Genomic DNA, 20,453 nt, shown 5'->3' on the forward strand with positions numbered 1-20,453 from the left:
CGGGCCCTCAGGGACGGCCGGAAACCCCTCTCCTCATCGTCCGCCGCCGCGCGCCGCCCCGCATCTCCGTGGCAGTGGCCCCACCCGCGCCGAGCGTGTCCAGCGACAGCGTGCCCTCCGACGCGGTGGCCCCGGGCGGCAGCTCCAGCGCCGCCTCGACCTGGCCGGGCACCGGGGTCGTCCCCAGCAGACCGGTCACGAGCAGCCCCGCCAGGTGGTGCCAGGCGTGGGCCCGGCGAATCATCGCGTGGTCGCTGCCCGGGATCGTCACCAGGCACGTGCGGGCACCGGCCCGGCGTGCCCTGGCGGTGAGCGACTGGGAGGCCAGCGGGCTGGTCACCCGGTCACGGGTGCTGTGCAGCAGGACCACGTCGCGGCCCGCCAGCTGCGTCACCGGGTCACCGGGCGGACACCACGGGGCGAGGCCGATCACCGAGCGGACCAGGGGGTGGCCGGCCGCGTGCAGGGCGGCGCGGGCGCCCATCGAGTGGCCGAGGAGGACCACGGGGATGTCGCCGGCCTCGCGGCGCAGGTCGTCGAGCGCCCGCAGGACGTCGTGCAGCGGGTCCTTGCGGGCGCCGTTCCACCCCCGGTGCGTGTAGCGGACGCGCTGCACGCGCACCCCGGAGTCCCCGCGCACCGCCCTGGACACCGCCCGCGATATAGGCAGCATGCGCAGGCCGGGCAGGTTCAGGGCGCCGGGCGGCGGGGCAGCCAGACCTGTCTCATAGCCGCCGTGGAGGATGAGCACCGCTGCCGACGGCGGTCGTTCGGCCACACGTACCTCCAGATCCGGGGTGCGGGTCCGTGCCCCGCGTTCCCCTCATATTCGACGCCCGACGGCGTACGGATGGGTGGAACGTGTCGGCGCGTGGAAAGTGCCGTTCACTGTATGAGGCACAGACCCCTCTCACCTTCCATGGACCAAGGAGCCACCGACATGGCGTCAGGACCTCGAATCGGCACGAGCGCACCGGACTTCACCCTTCCGGGTGGCGTGCTCACCGACGACACCTTCGACCGTGCCGACTACACGCTCTCGGCCGCCCGCGGCCGGAGCGTCGTGCTCGCCTTCTACCCGGGGGACAACACCTCGGTCTGCACCAAGCAGCTCTGCTCCTACTCCTCGGGCCTGGAGACCTTCGAGGGCCTCGACGCCGAGGTCTGGGGGATCAGCCCGCAGGGTGTGGACAGCCACGAGTCCTTCGCGCACGGCCACGGGCTGCGCATGCCGCTGCTGGCCGACACGGCGCGGGAGACCGCGCGTGCGTACGGAGTCGCCGCACCGGGCATCGGCGTACGCCGCTCCGTCTTCCTGATCGGTCCCGACGGTGTGGTGCGGTGGAAGCACGTCGCTCTGCTGGGCGCCACGTTCCAGTCGCTGGACACGCTCGCCGAGCAGCTTTCCGGCATCAAAACTCCCTGAAAACTGCCGGACTCCGGCAGTACCCCGGCGGAGTCCGGCATGGGACCATTCAGGCAGTTCGAGGGAAGCACGTCGGGGGAGCATCGGACACCGGGGGAGTGATCACGTGACCGTACTTCTCGGTCTCGGCATTGCGGGAATCGTGCTTCTCGCGCTCTCCCTGGTCTTCGACGGAATCCTCGAAGGACTCCTCGGTGACGCGCTGGGCGGGCTGTTGAACGGATTCTTCGACGGCCTGCTCTCCCTGCCCGTCGTCGCGGGGTTCCTCTCGATGCTCGGCTTCGGCGGTGCGATCGTGCTCGGCACCACCGGCGCCGGTGTGCCGGTGGCCCTCGCGGCAGGGGCCGCGTCGGGCCTCGTCGCGGCCTGGCTGACCTGGAAGTTCAGCCAGGCCCTGATGCGGGATCAGACCACCGCCACACCACGGGGTGACGATCTCGTCGGTACCTCGGGGTCCGTCGTCACACCGATCCCCGCCGACGGTTACGGCGAGGTCCTGCTCCGACTCGCGGGCCAGACCGTGAAGTTCTCCGCGAAGAGCGCGGTACCGGTCGAACGCGGCGCCGAGATCTGGGTGGAGGCAACGCTCTCGACCACCTCGGTCACGGTCCGCCCCGTCGAACGCTGACCACCACCGAGCCACCAAGCCTGTCCGAAACGCGTACAACCGAACACACTGCCGTCCCTTCGGAGGGCAGGGGGGACACCTCTATGAGTCCAGTAGTGATCGCCGTCATCGGCATCGTCGTACTTCTCGTGCTCCTGGCCCTCGCCGTGATCACCCGGTACAAGGTCGCGGGGCCCAGCCAGGCCTTCATCATCACGGGGCGCCGCGGGAAGAAGTCCACCGACCCGGTGACCGGCCGCACCAGCATCGACAACAGCGGTCAGAAGGTCGTCGTGGGCGGCGGCGTCTTCGTCGTACCGTTCGTCCAGCAGAAGTTCACCCTCGACCTCTCCAGCCGGCACATCCCCGTCGCCGTGCGCGGCGCCGTCACGCTGCGGGGCGTCAAGTCCAACCTCGAAGGCGTCGCGATCGTCAAGGTCGGCGGCAGCGAGGACTCGATCCGCGCCGCGGCCCAGCGCTTCCTCCAGCAGCAGAACGGCATCGTCGGCTTCACCCAGGAAGTGCTCTCCGGCGCGCTGCGGGCCATCGTCGGCCGCATGTCCGTCGAGGACATCATCCGCGACCGCGCCGCGTTCGCCGGGCAGGTCGCCGAGGAGGCGGAGGCCAGCCTCTCCGGCCAGGGCCTCATCCTGGACGCCTTCCAGATCCAGGACATCACCACCGAGGGCTCCTACCTGGAGGACCTCGGCCGTCCGGAGGCCGCCCGCGCCAAGCAGGAGGCCGACATCGCCGAGGCCATCGCCCGGCGGGCCTCCGAGCAGGCCCGGCTGAAGGCGGCCGAGGAGATCGCCGTCGCCGAGCGGACGTTCTACCTCAAGCAGGCCGAGATCAAGGCGGAGACCGAGGCCGCCGCGGCCAAGGCCAACGCCGCCGGCCCCCTCGCCGAGGCCGCCCGCCAGCAGGAGGTGCTCGCCGAGCAGGAGAAGGTCGCCGAGCGCCAGGCGGCCCTGACCGACCGCGAACTGGACACCAAGGTCCGCAAGCCCGCCGACGCGGCCCGCTACCGCGCGGAGCAGGAGGCGGAGGCGCGCCGCATCGCCCAGGTCAAGGAGGCCGAAGCCGACGCGGAGCGGTCCCGGCTGACCGGTCAGGGCGAGAAGCTCCACCGCTCGGCACTCGCCGACGCCCTGCGCATCGAGGGTGAGTCCGAGGCCGCCGCCATCGCGGCGAGGGGCTCCGCCGAGGCCGAGGCCATGCAGAAGAAGGCCGACGCCTTCAAGCAGTACGGCGACGCGGCCGTCCTGCAGATGCTGGTCGAGGTGCTCCCCCAGGTCGTCGCCAAGGCGTCCGAGCCGCTCAGCGCGATCGACAAGATGACGGTCATCTCGACGGACGGCGCCAGTCAGCTGTCCCGCACGGTCACCGACAACGTGGCGCAGGGCATCGAGCTCCTCAGCTCCACCACGGGGGTCGACCTGGGTGCGCTGCTGAAGAACCTGCAGGGCAAGGCCGGCGCCACCGCTCCGGTCCCCGCGGTCCCGTCCCCCGCGTCCGGCGGCGAGAAGATCGAGATCAAGGACTGACGCGTCGGATCCGGCCGCGGTACCGATCCGGTGCCGCGGCCGGCCCGTACCCGGGGCCGCCCTTCGCAGCACCGGGCGGACGGCACCCGGACTCGGCCCTCGGCGGCCGACGCGGTGATGCCGCGGGCCGCCAGGGCCACACGCATGTCAGGGCCGCGGCCGCCTCGGTGCCTCAGAGGCGTGTGCGGTTCGGCGGCGGGGCCGACGGGCGGGCGGATGCCGAACGGCCGTCCTCGCGGATCCCCGACGCCGCCGGAGCGTGCCGGCGGGGCACCACCACGTGCCCGCCCGTCCCGGCGCCCGACAGGCGGAGGCAGACCCCGGTTAGGGTAATGGGCAGCTAAAGAGATGATCAAAAGCGTCGCCCTGCCGCCGCGCGCCCCCCGGGAGGAAGCCATGGGAACCCACCGCACATCGCTGCCAGGAGTCGGCGTCCAGTACGACTACACGACGGAGTCGGGTCAGCACATCTCGGTCGTCGTGCATCACGACGGGCGGCGGTTCCTGGGGTTCTACGAGCAGGACGACCCTGATTCGTGCGTGCTCTCCGTCCCCCTGACCACGGCCGAGGCCACCGGTCTCGCCCACCTCATCGACGCCGCGCCGATCGACGCCGTACGGACCGACGGGATCGACCTGGTCACCGAGCACATCCCGCTCGGGACCCGTTCGCCGTACGGCGGGCGGCTGCTCGGGGACACCCGGGCGCGGACGCGGACGGGGGCGTCGATCGTGGCCGTCCTGCGCACACACAGCGCGCATCCGTCGCCGGGGCCGGACTTCCGGCTGGCCATCGGGGACACGCTCGTAGTTGTCGGAACGCGTGAGGGCGTGGACACGCTCTCCGAGATCATTGCGGAGGGCTGACCGTGCACGACACGACCGCACTGCTGGTGGAGCTGGGCTCCGTCATCCTGGGGCTCGGCATCATCGGAAGATTCGCCGGGCGCATAGGGCTCTCGCCGATCCCGCTCTACCTGCTGGCCGGACTCGCGTTCGGGGACGGCGGTCTGCTGCCGCTCGGTGCGAGCGAGGAGTTCACCGCCATCGGGGCGGAGATCGGCGTCATCCTGCTCCTCCTGCTGCTCGGGCTCGAGTACAGCGCCTCCGAGCTCGTCACCAGCCTGAAGACGCAGTACCCGTCCGGAGCCGTCGACTTCGTGCTCAACGCGACGCCCGGTGCGATCGCCGGCCTGATGCTCGGCTGGGGTCCGGTCGGGGCCGTCGCGCTGGCCGGGGTCACCTGGATCTCGTCCTCGGGCGTGATCGCCAAGGTGATGACCGACATGGGGCGGCTCGGCAACCGCGAGACACCCGTCATCCTCGGCGTCCTCGTCATCGAGGACCTCGCCATGGCCGTCTATCTGCCGCTGCTCACCGCGATGCTGGCCGGTGTCGGCCTGGCCGGTGGCAGCATCGCGCTGCTGATCGCGCTCGGGACGGTCGGGTTCGTGCTGTACCTGGCCCTGCGCCACGGCAGGCTCATCAGCCGGGCCGTGTCCTCCGACAACCCGGAGATGCTGCTGCTCGTCGTGCTCGGGCTCACCGTCCTGGTGGCCGGTGTGGCGCAGCAGCTCCAGGTGTCAGCGGCCGTCGGCGCGTTCCTGGTCGGCATCGCCCTGTCCGGTGAGGTCGCCGAGGGTGCCCGCAAGCTGCTGACCCCGCTACGGGATCTGTTCGCCGCCGTGTTCTTCGTGTTCTTCGGGCTGTCCACCGATCCGGCGGAGATCCCGCCGGTGCTGCTTCCGGCCGCGCTGTTGGCGGTCGTCACGGTCTTCACGAAGATCGGCACGGGCTGGTACGCGTCGCGGCGGGCCGGTATCGGCCCCCGGGGCCGCTGGCGCGCGGGGGGCACGCTGGTCGCCCGCGGGGAGTTCTCGATCGTCATCGCCGGTCTGGCCGTGGCGACGGAACCGCGGATCGGGCCCATCGCGACCGCGTACGTCCTGATCCTGGTGATCGTCGGGCCGCTCACCGCCCGGTGGACCGAGCCCGTCGCGTCGAAGCTCCAGAAGGCCCTGGCCGGCCGGGGGAAGAAGCCGGCCGCGGCGCGGGACGAGCCGATGCCGTCGCACGACGACCTGACACCGGAGCACGCGGGACGCGACTCCGACTGACCGCGACGGGAGGGCGGGCCCGACCCGTCCGCGCGTGTACGGCCCCGGGGCGTGCCCCGGGGCCGGCCGCGTTCCCGGGGCCTCGCGCCACCCGCCGCGTCCGCCGGCTCCACATCCGTCGCGCCCCGCGTCGCGTCCTCCCGGGTGGCCGGTTCCCGTCCGGGGCACCGGCGTGAGACGGACGCACCACCCGCGCTCCTTCTACACAGTTGTAGAGTTCGACTGGTTCGCGCATCACAAGTCAACGCAACGTATGGAGACGTCATGGCCCTTTGGGATCGGATCAAGGAATCCGCGTCGACGATGCAGACGCAGCTGGAGGCGAAGAAGAACGACCTGAAGAGCGGGGCGTTCCGGGACGCGAGCATGGCCATGTGCGCCCTCGTGGCAGCGGCCGACGGTTCCATCGACCCGTCCGAGCGGCAGCGTGTCGCCTCGCTGATCGCCACCAACGACGTGCTGCAGAACTTCCCCGCGGACGACCTGCAACGCCGCTTCAACGCCTACGTGGACAAGCTGACCGCGGACTTCGCCTTCGGCAAGGTCAGCGTGCTCCAGGAGATCGGCAAGGCGAAGAAGAAGCCCGCCGAGGCCCGCGCCGTCATCCAGATCGGCATCGTCATCGGCGGCGCCGACGGCGACTTCGACAAGTCCGAGCAGGCCGTTGTGCGGGAGGCGTGCTTCGCGCTCGACCTGCCGCCGCACGAGTTCGACCTGTAGGTCGCACCACCGCGTACGGCCCGGAGGCCGCGGGTCGTACGCACCGGGCCCGCGCCCCGGCCGTCGCGCGAGCGTCCCGCACCCGCGACGGACCACGCCTCAGAGCTCCTTGGCCGGCCAGTCCAGCAGCCGGGCCCCGATGACCGCCGTCTGCAGTGTGTAGCGGTGCATGGGGTCGGAGGGGTCGGAACCGGTCAGCTGGTGTATCCGCTCCAGCCGGTAGGTCAGGGCGCGCACGCTCAGCGACAGTCTGCGGGCCGTCTCGGCGGCGACGCAGCCCGAGTCGAAGTACGTGGACAGCGTCCGCAGCAGCGGCTCCGCGCCGCCCCGCGCCCTCTTCAGCGGACCGAGCTCGCTGCGCACCAGATCGGCCATCGCCTGCCTGTCCCGCGTCAGCACCGGATAGACCAGCAGGTCGCTCGCGTAGAGCACCGGGTCGTCCAGGGCCATCCTCTTCGCCAGATCGAGGGCGTCGAGCGCCTCGTCGTACGAGTGGACGACCCCGCCGGGACCACGGTGCGGGCGGCCGACCGCGACCTGGCCGCCGTCCGTCGCCGCGTGGGCCTGCTTCGCGAAGTACCTCAGGACGTCCGGCTGACTGCCCGGGGCTATGCAGACGAGGCGCCCGTCCTTGGTCGTCAGCAGGATCTTCCGGCCGCTGAAGCGCGCGAGCAGGGCCGACTCCACACTGCGTGGCACGGCGTCGGACTCGGTGTACGCCTCGGGCCCCGCGGCCACCGCCACGGCGTGGGCCCGCGAGAGCCGCAGCCCGAACCGGGTCGCCCGCTCGGCGAGCCGGCCCAGGTCGCTGCGCCCGTACAGCAGGTCGTCGATGAACTCCCGCCGCGCCGCCTCCTCACGCCGCACGGTGAGCCGCTGCGCGCGCTCGAAGCCCTCGGCGAAGGCGTCGACCGCCTGCTCCACCGCGGCCAGCACCGCGTCGGTAACCACCGCCGCACCGGCCCCGGAACGGCCGACCGGCCAGGCGGTACGGGTCTCGGCGAGGTACAGGTTCACCAGGGCCCGGAGCTGGTGCCCCGCCTCGGCCGCCTCCCTGCCCAGGGAGCGGCGGGCCTCCAACTCGTCGCGGGTCAGGCGGCGTCCGGTGGCCGCGACCTCGGACAGGATCCGGGCGTAGCCGTCCAGGAACTCCTCGGGGATGTCGGGCTCCGCCACTGCGCTCTCCTCCATACGTCACCGGCACCTTCACCTCACCAACGCGCACGGCCCGGTTCCGGTGCCCGGCAGGACGACTCCGTGAACGCTGCCGGATTCCGGCAGTGCTCACGGCGCCCCCGGATGACACGATCCGTTCAGCAACACACGGGGGAGAAAACGGGGGATCACGGGGGAGAATCCGGTTGCCGCGAGGCCGTTCAACGGCCTCGCGGCGTCGGTGCCCCCGTCCGCCCGCCACCCGTTCCGTAACGCACGCACAGCGTCGCAGGGGGTGGGCCCGATGACCGAATTCCTTTCCGCAGCACTCGCCTTCCCGGCCGTCCTGTTCGGCGCCGCTCTGGTGGTCGTCGTCTGCTTCTGGCTGCTGGTGCTGGCCGGAGCGGCCGGACACGACTCCTTCGACACCGACCTCGACGCGGAAGCGGTCGGCTTCGGCGGGGTGCCGGTCTCCGTGTCGGTGTCGCTGTTCGTCGCCGTCTCCTGGTTCACCGGCCTGGCCGGCTCGGTCCTGGTGCTGCGCGGAGGGGCTGTCGGAACCTCCCGGGCGCTGCTCCACGCCGCCGTACTCGCGGGCGCGCTGCTGATCGCCTGGGGCGTGGTGCGCCTGCTCGTACGCCACTTCCGCCGGTACTTCCCGGCGGAACCTCCCCCGTCACGCGAGGACTTCGTGGGTCAGGTCTGCACGGTCCGCACGGGTTCCGTCAGCTCCGACTTCGGGCAGGCGGAGGTCGCGGCGGCCGACGGTTCGACCGCGGTCGTGCAGGTGCGACAGCCGGTACGGCCGTCCGCAGCCGCCGAGGTGCTCACCTCCGGCAGCACCGGGCTCCTCTACGCCTACGACGCCGACGGCGAGTTCTTCTGGGTCTCGTCGTACGACGCGGCACTCGCCCCGCGGCACGCGCCGCACAAGGCCGGCTGACCCCCTTCCCCCGCCACCGGGCCCCGCGCCCGTGGTTCCGCGTGCCCTCGCTCGGGACGCGCCCTCATCTCCGTACGCCTCACGGACGCCAAGGACTGACATGGATGCCATCTCCCTGGGCATCGGCGTGCTCATCGCCGTTGTCCTGCTCATCACCATCGCCCTGGTCCTCGTCATCACCCGCCTCTTCCGCAAGGTCGAGCAGGGCAAGGCGCTGATCATCTCCAAGACCAAGAAGGTCGACGTCACCTTCACCGGCGCGGTCGTCATGCCGGTGCTGCACAAGGCCGAGACCATGGACATCTCGGTGAAGACCATCGAGATCCGGCGGACCGGCCGCGAGGGCCTGATCTGCCAGGACAACATCCGGGCCGACATCCACATCACGTTCTTCGTGCGGGTCAACAAGACCGTCGAGGACGTCATCAAGGTCGCGCAGGCCATCGGGACGGAGCGGGCCAGCGACAAGGTCGCCATCCAGGAGTTCTTCGCCGCGAAGTTCTCCGAGGCGCTCAAGACCGTGGGCAAGCAGCTCGACTTCGTCGACCTGTACACCAAGCGCGAGGAGTTCCGGGACCGGATCATCCGGGTCATCGGGACCGACCTGAACGGCTATCACCTCGACGACGCCGCGATCGACTTCCTGGAGCAGACGCCGATGGCGCAGCTCGACGGCGCCAACATCCTGGACGCGCAGGGCATCCGGAAGATCACCGAACTGACGGCGATCGAGCACGTGCGGACCAACGAGTTCCAGCGCACCGAGCAGAAGGAGATCACCCGGCAGGACGTCGACGCCCGCGAGACCATCCTGGAGCTGGAGCGCCGGCAGGCGGAGGCCGAGATCAAGCAGCGCCGCGAGGTGGAGACCCTGCGGGCCCGCGAGGAGTCGGCCACCGCCCGGGTGCAGGAGGAGGAGCGGCTCGGTTCGCAGGGCGCGTTCATCCGTACCGAGGAGCAGCTGGGCATCCAGCGGGAGAACCAGGCACGCGAGGTCGCGGTCGCGCAGAAGAACCGCGAGCGGGTCATCGCGGTGGAGAACGAGCGCATCGAGAAGGACCGGCTGCTGGAGGTCATCGGGCGTGAGCGCGAGACCGAGCTGAACCGCATCGCCGCGACGAAGGAGGTCGAGGCCGAGCGCCGGGAGGTCGCCGACGTCATCCGGGAGCGGATCGCCGTGGACCGTACGGTCGCCGAGCAGGAGGAGTCGATCCTGACCCTGCGGGCCGTCGAGGAGTCGGAGCGCACGCGCAGGTCCGTGATCATCGCGGCCGAGGCCGAGGCGCAGGAGAAACTGGTCAAGGACATCAAGGCGGCCGAGGCGGCGGAGGCCGCCGCCGTCCACCGGGCGGCGGAGCAGCTGACGCTCGCGGACGCCCGGCTGAAGACGGCCGACCTCGACGCGCAGGCGAAGCTGCGGCTCGCGGAGGGCGTCCAGGCGGAGAGCGCCGCGGCGGGACTCGCCGACGTCCAGGTCCGGGACGCCGAGGCCGAGGTCACCGAGAAGGCGGGCCTCGCGGAGGCGCAGGCGACCCAGGCACGCCTCAGGGCCGAGGCGGAGGGTGCGCGCGTCAAGGCTCTGGCGGTCGCCGAGGGCACGCGGGCCCAGGCGACGGCGGACGCGGCGGTGATCGGCGAGAAGCTGAAGGCCGAGGCGGAGGGGCTCACACAGAAGGCGGCGGCGATGGCCGCGCTGGACGAGGCGTCGCGCGGGCACGAGGAGTACCGGCTGCGGCTGGCCGCGGAGAAGGAGATCCGGCTGGCGGAGTTCGACGTGCGGCGGCAGATCGCGGAGTCCCAGGCGACCGTGCTGGCGACGGGGCTGGAGAACGCGGACATCGACATCGTCGGCGGCGACTCGGTCTTCCTCGACCGGCTCGTCTCGTCGGTCTCGATGGGACGGAGCGTGGACGGGTTCGTGGAGAACTCGAAGACGGCACAGGCGCTGGCGGGCCCGTGGCTCGACGGCAGGGGGTCCTTCACGGACGACCTGACCCGGGTGCTGGGTCCGGTGTCCACGGGCGATGTGCGGGACCTGACGGTGTCGGCCCTGCTGATGCGGCTCATGGGGTCGTCCGGGGCGGCTTCCGGGCAGGTCGGGCAGCTCCTCGCGGCGGCCGAGGAGCTGGGTCTCGCGGGGATGACGGTGTCCTCGCTGTCGGCCGGCGCCTCGCCCGGCACGGCCGCGAGCAACGGGGCGGCCGTGGGGTAGCCGCCGGTCCGTGCGGTGGCCGGGGCGCGTCCGGCCACCGCACGGACGGGCGGGTCACCGGGCCGCGCGCAACCGGCCGGGGCCGCCCGGCCGGAAGGGGGTCGCCGGCGCAGATCGGCGGCCCGGGCAGTCGGACGTCATCTCGTAGGGAGCCTCACTCATGGACCGCGACATCACCCTCACCGATGCCGACGCCGACGCCTACGAGGTGCTCAGGCGGCGGCTCGGGGAGCACGCGGACGAGCTGGCGCGGCGGGCCGAGGCGCTCAACGCGCGGCGGACCGAGGAGTTCGGGTCGGCCGGGCTCGAACTGCTGGCGACCGAACAGGTGCGGACGGAGCACGCCGCGGTGGCGCGCGATGTCGTGGCCGTGGGCGGGCGGCTGCTGTTCGGGTTCGAACGCGGGCCGGGGGCACGCGGGGACGCCGGGGTGGGTGACGTGCTCGTCCTCCGCGAGCCGGGTCACGGCACCGGAGAGCTCCGCGAGCCGGGTCCCGGCACCGGGGGGGCCGGCGCGGGGCTCCTCGACGACGCGGCGTTCGTGAGGGAGTTCGCCGGTCTGCACCGCTACTACCGCGACGCGAGGCTGCTCCGGCTGCGGCGCGTCGACGGGCGGCTGCTCGCCGTCTTCCGCACCGGCGAGACCGCCGAGGACATCCGGGTCCTGCGGTGGGCGCTGGGCCCGGACGGCTCGCCCGGGGCCTTCCTGGACGCCCGGGGCGACCGCGACCACGTCTTCCCTCCGTCGCACGACTTCGACTGGACGCCCGCGGGACGGGATTCCCACGTGCCCGGCCGCCATCCGCATATCGCGGTGCTGGGCACGGTCCTCGTCGACACCCTGGGCGGCGCCCTCACCGTGAAGGCGGCCGACGCCACCGGATCCCCCCAGGTGATCCACCAGGAGCCCGTCGACGAGCCGCTGCAGTCCCTGGCCGACGCCACCGTCGAGTACGCCGAGGCCGGGCCGCTGATCCTGCTGCGGGTGCGCCCGTACAAGGAGACGGCGTGGCGCCACCTGGTCTTCAACAGGCTGCTGTCCACCGTGCGGCGCCTCGACGCGATCGGCCCGTCCTGCCACCGGCTCCCCGAGGACCAGGGGATCGTCTTCCCGGGCGGGTACCTCCTCGCCACCGGCACCGCCAGGACCTTCGACACCTCCGAGGAGCTCGCGGACCCCGTGTTCGAGGGCACGGTCCGCTCCCCCGACGGCGAGGACGTGCTCTACGTCTTCCGGTCCCGGGACGAGAGCCGCACCCTGCTCCTCCCGTACAACCTCATCCGCCAGGAGGTCGCCGCCCCGCTGCTCGGCCGGGGTCACGCACTCCTCGACGACGGCACCCTGTTCCTGCTCAGGGACGGTGCGGACGGGCCCGGCCGTGTCCACCCGCTGCAACGCTGGCGGACCCCGTACCTCTCCGACACCCATGCCGCGTCCCGCCCCGCCGGAACGGGCCCGCTGGCCCGGACCGGCAATGCCGACCTGGTGCGCGGCATCTCCGACTGCCTGGCCCTGGCGCACGCTGTCCGGGACACGGCCCCCAGCGCCGCCGTGTACGGCCGGCTGGTCACCGACTGCGCCCGGACGGCGGACCGCTACCACTGGCTCGCCGACCCCGAACTGGGCTCGCCGGCGGATCCGTTGGAGGAGCTCCGGGACACCGCCCAGCGGATCGTGGCCGAGTTCGACACGGTCCAGGAGCTGACCAGGCAGGCCGCCGGGGCCCTCGACGAGGCGGCCGCCGGTCTCACCGCCCTGGTACGCCGCATCCGGGGCGAGGCCCCGGGATCGGCCGCCGCCTGGGTCGGCCGGCTCACCGAACTGAGGCGGGCACACGGCCGCCTGGCGACGCTCGCCACGATGCGGTACGCCGACACGGAGCGCATCGGCGCACTCCGCGAGGAGACCGAACGGGATCTGGGGTCGGCCGCCCAGCGGGCGGTCGCCTTCCTCGCCCGTCCCGACGCGTTCGCCGGCTACCACGCGGACCTGGACCACATCCTCGCGGAGGCCGGCACGCTGGACACCGTCGCCGACGCGTCGGCGGCCGGGGACCGGCTGACCGCGATCACGGAGGAGCTCGGCACGGTCACGGAGGTCGTCGCCGGGCTGGACATGGGCGACGCCACCGTCCGCACGTCGGTCCTGGAGCGGATCGCCGAGGTACTGGGCGGCACCAACCGCGCCCGCGCGGTCCTCGGCACGAGGCGCGAGGAGCTGATGTCCCGGGAGGGGCGGGCCGAGTTCGCCGCCGAGTTCGCGCTGCTGGGGCAGACCGTCACCGGGGCGCTCGCGTCGGCCGGCACTCCCGAGGCCTGCGAGGAGGAGCTGGCCGGGGTGCTGCTCCGGCTGGAGAACCTGGAGTCCCGGTTCGCGGAGTACGACGACTTCCTGGCCGTTCTCGCCGAACGCCGCACCGAGGTCCACGAGGCCTTCTCGGGCCGGAAGCAGACGTTGCAGGACGCCCGGGCCCGGCACGCCGAGCGGCTCGCCGAGTCGGCGGGCCGGGTCCTGGAGACCGTCTCCCGGCGGCTGACCGGGATGTCGGACCCGGACGCCGTCCACACGTACTTCGCCTCCGACCCCATGGTTGCCAGGGTCCGCAGCACCGCCGCCGAGCTGCGCGGACTCGGCGACCCGGTGCGCGCCGACGAGCTCGAGGGCCGGCTGAAGGCCGCACGGCAGGAGGCGGCGCGCGCCCTGCGCGACCGGGGCGAGCTGTACGCGGACGGCGGCTCGGTGATCCGGCTGGGCCGCCACCGCTTCGCGGTGAACAGCCGGCCCTTCGACCTGACCCTGGTGCCCTCCGGCGACGGGCTCGCCTTCGCGCTCACCGGCACGGACTACCGGGCGCCGGTCACCGACCCGGAGTTCGCGGCGACCCGCCCGTACTGGGACCAGCGGCTGCCCTCGGAGTCGCGGGACGTCTACCGCGCCGAGCACCTGGCCGCCCGGCTCCTGGACGAGCACGGCGCGGACACCCTGGCCGCGGGGGACCTCGCCGTGCTCGTGCGGGAGGCGGCAGCGGCGGCGTACGACGAGGGGCACCAGCGCGGGGTCCACGACGAGGACGCCCTCACGATCCTGACCGCCCTGCTGCGGCTGCGCGCCGCGGCGGGCCTGCTGCGCTTCCCCTCCCCGGACCGCGCGGCGGCCCAGCTGTTCTGGGCGCACACCGCGGACGACGCCCTGCGTGCCTCCTGGACGCGGCAGGCCCGTTCGCTCGCGCGCGCCCGCGACACCTTCGGACCGGCCCCCGCCATCGCGACGCTCCGGGCGGAGTGGGCGGAGGCGATGGGGGCCGGGGACGGCGTCGCCGAGTACCTCTTCGAGGAGTTGGCCGGCGGTCCCCCGGGCTTCGCCACGAGCGCCGGAGCCCGCACACTGCTGGACAAGTTCCGCCGGACCGTGGGCGGTTCGGCGTACGACGACGACCTCGCCGCCCTCTGCGGCGACCTCACCGCGCGGCACCGGCTGGTCGAGGGCTGGCTCGCCTCGTACGCCGCCTCGAGCGGCTCGGACGTGGACGCCGGGGACCTGGTGGAGGCGGTCGCCGTGGAGCTGTGCCCGGATCTGGAGCGCTACGAGTGCGACGCGCCGCTCACCGCGACCGTGGAGGGTCTGCTGGGCGACCATCCACGTCTGGAGAGGGGGCGGCTGACGGTCCGGCTGGACGAACTGCTCGCCCGCACGGCCGGCTTCAGGACGCACACGGTGCCGGGATTCCGCGCGTACCAGCGGCTGCGCACCAGCCTGGTCTCGGCGGAACGCTCCCGGCTGCGGCTGGAGGACCACAGGCCGCGCGCCGTGCCTTCCTTCGTCCGCAACAGACTGCTGGACGAGGTGTACCTCCCGCTCATCGGCGACAGCCTGGCCAAGCAGATCGGCACGGCCGACGCGGACCGGCGCACCGACTCACAGGGGCTGCTGCTGCTGTTGTCACCGCCGGGCTACGGCAAGACGACCCTCATGGAGTACGTCGCGGAACGGCTCGGGATGGTCCTGGTCAAGGTCAGCGGCCCGAACCTCGGGCACGAGGTGACCTCCCTCGACCCCGACCTGGCCCCCGGGGCGACCGCGCGCCAGGAGGTCGAGAAGATCAACTTCGCCTTCGAATCGGGCGCCAACACCCTGCTCCACCTGGACGACATCCAGCACACCTCGCCGGAGTTCCTCCAGAAGTTCATCCCGCTCTGCGACGCCACCCGGCGGGTCGAAGGCGTGGTGGACGGGCAGCCGCGCAGCTACGACCTGCGCGGCAAGCGGTTCGCGGTGGTCATGGCAGGCAATCCGTACACCGAGTCCGGCGCGCGCTTCCGGATCCCGGACATGCTCGCCAACCGGGCCGACGTGTGGAACCTCGGCGAGGTCCTGGGCGGCCGGGACGACGTCTTCGCGCTGAGCTTCGTCGAGAACGCCCTGACCGCCAATCCCGTGCTTGCCCCGCTCGCGTCCCGCTCCCGCGGCGACCTCGACCTACTGGTGCGCCTCGCGTCCGAACCGCGCGGCGGCGGGGACCAGGCGGCCCGCGCGGACCGACTGGAGCACCCGTACAGCTCCGCCGAACTGGACCGGATCCTCGCGGTCCTGCGCCATCTGCTCACCGCCAGGGACACCGTCCTCGCGGTGAACGCGGCGTACATCGCCTCGGCGGCGCAGACGGACGCGACGCGCACCGAGCCGCCGTTCCGGCTGCAGGGCTCCTACCGCGACATGAACAGGATCGCGGAACGGATCGTGCCGGTCATGAACGACGCCGAGCTCGCCGCCGTCGTCGACGACCACTACGCGGGCGAGGCCGGGACGCTCACCCATGACGCCGAGTCGAACCTGCTGAAGCTGGCCGCCCTGCGGGGCACGCTCACCCCGGCGCAGGCGGAACGCCGGGCGGCGATCGCCTCCGCCTACGTGCGCGCGCAGGCGCTCGGAGGCCCGGACGGTGATCCCGCGGCCCGGGCCGTCGGCGCCCTGGGACTGCTCGCGGACCGGCTCGCGGCGGTCGAGGCCGCCATCGGACGGGCGGCCGGTTCCCGACATCCCGACGCGGATCCACCGCCCCGTCACGCGATGATCACCGACACGCCCGACTGAACAGGAGGGAACAAGGCATGCTGGGCTTCGTGCCACCACTTCCTCAGCAGCCCCAACGACCCCCGAGCAACGGCCACATGGTCGTCTGCGGCGACGACGCCCTCGCCCGTCGGCTCGCCGTGGAGCTGCGCTACGTGTACGGGGAGCGGGTCACCCTCCTGCTACCGCCAGGGCGGGACACCAGCCGCCCGGAGCTGCCGCTGACCCAACGCGCGCGTGCGAGCGCGCTGTTCGGCCGGATGTCGGCGGCGATGAACCGCAACGGAGCGGGCGCCGGAAACACCGACGGCGACACGAACGCCGGGGTCGAGTCCGTCCGCATCATCGAGGCGTACGAACCATCGGACGAGGCGCTGGAGGAGGCGGGCGCCGACCGGGCGGCCGCGCTCGCGCTCGTCTACGACGACGACGAGCGGAACATCCGCGCCGCCCTGACGGCCCGTCGGCTCAACCCCCGCCTGCGACTCGTCATCCGGCTGTACAACCGCAAGCTCGGCCAGCACCTGGAGACCCTGCTCGACCAGGCGGCGGCCGTCTCCATGCCCGGCCTGGACCCGGCCGCGCTGGACGCCTCCACCACCGTCCTGTCCGACGCCGACACGGCCGCCCCCGCCCTGGCCGCCACCGCGCTGACCGGCAGCAGCAAGGTCATCCAGGCCGAGGGACTGCTCCTGCGCGCGGTCGAGCGCACCCCGCCCCGGCAGGGCGAACTCGCCGACCCCGGGCTGTGCACGCTGGCGCTGCTCTCCTCCACCAGCCAGGACCCGGCGGGCGCCGAGGGCTCCGACAGCAGCGGCGACGAGGGGCCGCAGCTCCTGCCCGACCGGGCGACGGTGAACGCCGCGACCGGCCGGGGCTCGATCGTCCTGGAGGCCATCAGCCAGGCCGGACCCGACCGGGGGCCCAGCCGGATGGGAGGCAGGGGAGCCCCGCTCGGACAGGTCTTCTCGCGCCGGCTGCGCTGGTCCGCGCTGGGCGTCGCGGCGGCCGTCGTCGCCCTCGCCGTCGCGTCGGTGATCACCACGGGTGACAGCCCGCTGCACGCCGCCTACCTGACGATGCTCGACCTGCTGGCGATGGGTGACCCCGCCGTGGAGGACACCGACCCGCCGTCCCGCCAGGTCATCCAGCTGCTGTCCGGGACGGCCGGACTCCTGCTGCTGCCGCTGCTGGTCGCCGCCGTCCTGGAGGCGTTCGGCTCGTTGCGCACCGCGTCCTCGCTGCGCCGCCCGCCGCGCGGCCTTTCGGGCCATGTGGTCCTGCTGGGCCTCGGCAAGATCGGCACCAGGGTGCTGGTGCGGCTGCGCGAGCTGGACATCCCCGTCGTCGTGGTCGAGGAGGATCCGGAGGCGCGCGGTATCCCGCTGGCCCGCAGCCTGCACGTACCGACCGTCCTGGGCGACGTCACCCAGGAGGGCGTACTGGAGGCCGCGAAGATCCGCCGGGCCCGCGCGCTTCTCGCCCTCACCAGCGTCGACACGACGAACCTCGAAGCCGCGCTGTACGCCCGCTCGGTGAAGCCGAACCTCCGGGTCGCGCTGCGCCTGTTCGACGACGAGTTCGCGACCGCCGTCTACCGCACCCTGCGCACCGCGCACCCGCACGCCCTGACCCGTTCCCGCTCGGTGTCCCACCTGGCGGCGCCGTCGTTCGCGGTGGCCATGATGGGGCGGCAGATCCTGGGGGCGGTACCCGTCGAGCGCAAGGTGATGCTGTTCGCCGCCCTGGAGGTGGCGGGGCACCCCCAGCTGGAGGGCCGGACCGTCGACCAGGCGTTCCGGGCCGGCTCGTGGCGGGTCCTCGCCCTGGACGCCACCCCGCCGGCCGACCGCCTCCCGGACCTGGCCGCCACGCCGCCCTACGACCCGCTCGCCCCCTCGGGCGCGGGGGCCGCCGCCGACCGGCCGGCCGGCCTGGTCTGGGACCTGCACCCGGGCTACGTCCTGCGGGCGGAGGACCGGGTGGTGATCGCGGCGACCCGGCGGGGCCTGGCCGAACTGCTCCGCAGGCAGCGCTCGACGATCCGCCGCTGAGCCGGGGCCGCAGCGCCGTCGGGCGTGCCCGGCCCCCGATCACACCCGGCCGTCGACCGGGCCGGCGCCCAGGGGCTGCATCGGCGTACCCATCGCCTCCCGCACCTCCCGGAGGGTCGCGTCGGCCACGGCGTTCGCCCGCTCGTTCCCGGCACGGAGCACCTCACGTACGTAACCCATGTCCCGGGCGTACTCGGCCCGTCGGGCCCGGATCGGGGCCATGCGGGCGTTGACGGCCTCCGTCACGGTCCGCTTGAGCGCGGCCGAGCCGCCGTTCCCGATCTCTTCGGCGACGTCGTGCGGGTCGCGGTCGAGACAGAGCGCGGCCAGCAGCACCAGGCTGGAGACGCCGGGCCGTCTCCCGGGCTCGTAGGTGATGTGCCGTTCGGCGTCGGTGGTCGCGCCCCTGACGAGGCGGGCGGTCTCGTCGGCGTCCGCCCCCAGGGTGATGGAGTTGCCCCGGCTCTTGCTCATCTTGGTGGCGTCGGTGCCGAGCAGCAGGGGCGCGGCGGAGAGCAGCGCCTCGGGTTCCGGAAAGACGCGGCCGTACCGCTCGTTGAAACGCCGGGCGACCGTACGGGCGGTCTCCAGGTGCGGCAGCTGGTCCTGGCCGACCGGCACGAGGTTGCCCTTGCAGAACAGGATGTCGGCGGCCTGGTGCACCGGGTAGGTGTACATGAGCCCGGTGACGGCGGCCTGCCGGGAGTGCGCGATCTCCTCCTTGACGGTGGGGTTGCGGCCGAGTTCGGCGACGGAGACGAGGGAGAGGAAGGGCAGCAGCAGTTGGTTGAGTGCGGGGACCGCGCTGTGGTTGAAGACCGTCGAGCGGGCGGGGTCGATCCCGATCGCGAGGTGGTCGAGGAGCAGCCCCTCCACGTGCTCGGTGAGCCGCTCGGCGACATCCCGGTCGGTGAGGACCTGGTAGTCGGCGATGAGGACGAAGACCTCCACGCCGAGGTCCTGGAGCCGCACCCGGTTGTGGAGGGTGCCGAAGTAGTGCCCGAGGTGCAGGGCCCCGGTGGGCCGGTCCCCGGTGAGGACCCGGAAGGCTCCGGGGTCCTGGGCGAGCCGCTGCTCGATCTCGGCGCTGCGGCGCGCGGCGGGGCCGACAGGCAGGTCGGTGGTGGTGGTCACGGGGCTCTCCTCGGCGGTGGTGTACGCGTGGAGGACGGCCCGTCGCGGAGCGGTGGGGCATGGAGAAGGGCCGTCCGTGTGTCGAACGGCCCTGGTTCCGTGCTGGTGGAGGCGGCCGCTCCTAGGAGGAGCGCCACCAGCCACGGCACGGTACGGAGGTCATGGGGCGAGTGTAAGGGGTGTCCTGCGATCCCTGGCGGCGTACGACGCCCTGGCGGGTACCGGCGCCGGACACCGGTGCCCCGCCTCCCGGCACGTTCCCGCAGGACCTCGGGGCGGGAGGAATAGAGAAGGGGGGTGTGCCGTTGTAGGGTGTGTTCACATAGTTCAACGTTCAACCACTCTCGCTCAACACCCATTGGAGGCGGGCGCCATGCAGTTCGGGATCTTCACCGTCGGGGACGTCACCACCGACCCCACGACCGGCAGGACACCGAGCGAGAACGAGCGGATCAAGGCGACCCTCGCGATCGCGCTCAAGGCCGAGGAAGTGGGCCTGGACGTCTTCGCGACCGGCGAGCACCACAACCCGCCGTTCGTCCCGTCCTCGCCGACGACCACGCTCGGCTACATCGCCGCCCGCACCGAGAAGCTGATCCTCTCCACCTCGACCACCCTGATCACCACCAACGACCCGGTGAAGATCGCCGAGGACTACGCCACGCTCCAGCACCTCGCCGACGGCCGCGTCGACCTGATGATGGGCCGCGGCAACACCGGGCCGGTCTACCCCTGGTTCGGCAAGGACATCCGGCAGGGCATCCCGCTCGCCGTCGAGAACTACGCGCTGCTGCACAAGCTGTGGCGCGAGGACGTCGTCGACTGGGAGGGGAAGTTCCGCACCCCGCTGCAGTCCTTCACCGCGACCCCCCGCCCGCTGGACGGCGTCCCGCCGTTCGTCTGGCACGGCTCCATCCGCTCCCCGGAGATCGCCGAGCAGGCCGCGTACTACGGCGACGGCTTCTTCCACAACAACATCTTCTGGCCCATGGAGCACACCAGGAAGATGGTCGACCTCTACCGGCGCCGGTACGCCCACTACGGGCACGGCACCGCCGAACAGGCCGTCGTGGGCCTGGGCGGCCAGGTGTTCATGCGGAAGAACTCGCAGGACGCCGTGCGGGAGTTCCGGCCGTACTTCGACAACGCCCCGGTCTACGGCCACGGGCCCTCGCTGGAGGACTTCACCCGGCAGACCCCGCTGACCGTCGGCTCCCCGCAGGAGGTCATCGACCGGACCCTGTCCTTCCGCGAGGACGTCGGCGACTACCAGCGCCAGCTCTTCCTCATGGACCACGCGGGACTGCCGCTGAAGACGGTCCTGGAGCAGCTCGACCTCCTGGGCGAGGAGGTCGTGCCCGTGCTGCGCAAGGAGTTCGCCCGCCTGCGCCCGGCCGGAGTGCCGGACGCCCCGATCCACCCGGCGGTCGCCGCCGCCCGTGCCGCAGCCGCGTCGAAGGAGGTCTGAAC

At 72.7% G+C, this 20,453-nt stretch carries 14 protein-coding genes; 11 read left to right on the forward strand and 3 right to left on the reverse strand.

Annotated elements, in window-relative coordinates:
- Nucleotides 1-7: 7 nt before the first annotated feature.
- Entirely contained in the window at nt 8-778 is a 771-nt protein-coding gene (locus AB0I83_RS12420; protein ID WP_363304537.1) for an alpha/beta hydrolase, read from the reverse strand.
- Between the two features lie 162 nt (nt 779-940).
- Here AB0I83_RS12420 and AB0I83_RS12425 point away from each other — a divergent pair, with 162 nt between their 5' ends.
- The 6 genes from AB0I83_RS12425 to AB0I83_RS12450 all read left to right on the forward strand — a co-directional run bounded on the left by AB0I83_RS12425 (nt 941) and on the right by AB0I83_RS12450 (nt 6,414).
- Nucleotides 941-1,426, forward strand: coding sequence for a peroxiredoxin (locus AB0I83_RS12425; protein WP_356535781.1), 486 nt, complete (start codon nt 941-943; stop codon nt 1,424-1,426).
- Nucleotides 1,427-1,532: 106 nt separating this feature from the next.
- Nucleotides 1,533-2,054, forward strand: a complete 522-nt coding sequence (locus AB0I83_RS12430; RefSeq protein WP_363304538.1) for a hypothetical protein — start codon at nt 1,533-1,535, stop codon at nt 2,052-2,054.
- 83 nt (nt 2,055-2,137) lie between these two features.
- A complete protein-coding gene (locus tag AB0I83_RS12435; RefSeq protein WP_356535779.1) occupies nt 2,138-3,577 on the forward strand; it encodes an SPFH domain-containing protein in 1,440 nt (479 codons plus the stop codon).
- A gap of 396 nt (nt 3,578-3,973) precedes the next feature.
- The gene (locus AB0I83_RS12440; RefSeq protein ID WP_356535778.1) at nt 3,974-4,444 is read left to right on the forward strand and encodes a TrkA C-terminal domain-containing protein; all 471 of its coding nucleotides are present in this window, start codon (nt 3,974-3,976) and stop codon (nt 4,442-4,444) included.
- A 2-nt stretch (nt 4,445-4,446) separates the two neighbouring features.
- Nucleotides 4,447-5,694 (forward strand): cation:proton antiporter, encoded by a 1,248-nt coding sequence (locus tag AB0I83_RS12445; protein WP_356535777.1) that lies wholly within the window; start codon nt 4,447-4,449, stop codon nt 5,692-5,694.
- Nucleotides 5,695-5,958: 264 nt separating this feature from the next.
- Complete coding sequence (locus AB0I83_RS12450; RefSeq protein ID WP_356535776.1) at nt 5,959-6,414, forward strand: TerB family tellurite resistance protein; 456 nt, start codon at nt 5,959-5,961, stop codon at nt 6,412-6,414.
- Between the two features lie 99 nt (nt 6,415-6,513).
- Here AB0I83_RS12450 and AB0I83_RS12455 read toward each other — a convergent pair whose 3' ends face one another.
- A complete protein-coding gene (locus tag AB0I83_RS12455; RefSeq protein WP_363304641.1) occupies nt 6,514-7,590 on the reverse strand; it encodes a helix-turn-helix domain-containing protein in 1,077 nt (358 codons plus the stop codon).
- Nucleotides 7,591-7,873: 283 nt separating this feature from the next.
- On the opposite strand from AB0I83_RS12455, the gene AB0I83_RS12460 reads away from it, so the two are divergent.
- From AB0I83_RS12460 to AB0I83_RS12475, 4 genes are all read left to right on the forward strand, one after another.
- Nucleotides 7,874-8,512: a hypothetical protein gene (locus AB0I83_RS12460; protein WP_363304539.1), complete on the forward strand. Its 639-nt coding sequence runs from the start codon at nt 7,874-7,876 to the stop codon at nt 8,510-8,512.
- 100 nt (nt 8,513-8,612) lie between these two features.
- Nucleotides 8,613-10,724: a flotillin family protein gene (locus tag AB0I83_RS12465; protein ID WP_356535773.1), complete on the forward strand. Its 2,112-nt coding sequence runs from the start codon at nt 8,613-8,615 to the stop codon at nt 10,722-10,724.
- Nucleotides 10,725-10,884: 160 nt separating this feature from the next.
- Nucleotides 10,885-15,816, forward strand: a complete 4,932-nt coding sequence (locus AB0I83_RS12470) for a DNA repair ATPase (RefSeq protein ID WP_363304540.1) — start codon at nt 10,885-10,887, stop codon at nt 15,814-15,816.
- A gap of 17 nt (nt 15,817-15,833) precedes the next feature.
- Entirely contained in the window at nt 15,834-17,849 is a 2,016-nt protein-coding gene (locus AB0I83_RS12475; RefSeq protein ID WP_356535771.1) for an NAD(P)-binding protein, read from the forward strand.
- A 39-nt stretch (nt 17,850-17,888) separates the two neighbouring features.
- Here the strand turns inward: AB0I83_RS12475 and trpS are convergent, their stop codons facing one another.
- Complete coding sequence (trpS, locus tag AB0I83_RS12480; protein WP_363304541.1) at nt 17,889-18,983, reverse strand: tryptophan--tRNA ligase; 1,095 nt, start codon at nt 18,981-18,983, stop codon at nt 17,889-17,891.
- Between the two features lie 373 nt (nt 18,984-19,356).
- Here trpS and AB0I83_RS12485 point away from each other — a divergent pair, with 373 nt between their 5' ends.
- Complete coding sequence (locus AB0I83_RS12485; protein ID WP_356535769.1) at nt 19,357-20,451, forward strand: LLM class flavin-dependent oxidoreductase; 1,095 nt, start codon at nt 19,357-19,359, stop codon at nt 20,449-20,451.
- Nucleotides 20,452-20,453: the final 2 nt, after the last annotated feature.

The sequence above is a fragment of the Streptomyces sp. NPDC049970 genome (assembly GCF_040660235.1).
Taxonomy (GTDB): Bacteria; Actinomycetota; Actinomycetes; order Streptomycetales; family Streptomycetaceae; genus Streptomyces.

What these genes read in the sequence shown, in the direction of transcription:
- AB0I83_RS12435 (WP_356535779.1), top strand. Translation starts at nt 2,138, where the DNA reads ATGAGTCCAGTAGTGATCGCCGTCATCGGCATCGTCGTACTTCTCGTG.
- AB0I83_RS12460 (WP_363304539.1), top strand. Translation starts at nt 7,874, where the DNA reads ATGACCGAATTCCTTTCCGCAGCACTCGCCTTCCCGGCCGTCCTGTTC.
- AB0I83_RS12475 (WP_356535771.1), top strand. Translation starts at nt 15,834, where the DNA reads ATGCTGGGCTTCGTGCCACCACTTCCTCAGCAGCCCCAACGACCCCCG.
- AB0I83_RS12440 (WP_356535778.1), top strand. Translation starts at nt 3,974, where the DNA reads ATGGGAACCCACCGCACATCGCTGCCAGGAGTCGGCGTCCAGTACGAC.
- AB0I83_RS12450 (WP_356535776.1), top strand. Translation starts at nt 5,959, where the DNA reads ATGGCCCTTTGGGATCGGATCAAGGAATCCGCGTCGACGATGCAGACG.
- AB0I83_RS12465 (WP_356535773.1), top strand. Translation starts at nt 8,613, where the DNA reads ATGGATGCCATCTCCCTGGGCATCGGCGTGCTCATCGCCGTTGTCCTG.
- AB0I83_RS12470 (WP_363304540.1), top strand. Translation starts at nt 10,885, where the DNA reads ATGGACCGCGACATCACCCTCACCGATGCCGACGCCGACGCCTACGAG.
- AB0I83_RS12485 (WP_356535769.1), top strand. Translation starts at nt 19,357, where the DNA reads ATGCAGTTCGGGATCTTCACCGTCGGGGACGTCACCACCGACCCCACG.
- AB0I83_RS12425 (WP_356535781.1), top strand. Translation starts at nt 941, where the DNA reads ATGGCGTCAGGACCTCGAATCGGCACGAGCGCACCGGACTTCACCCTT.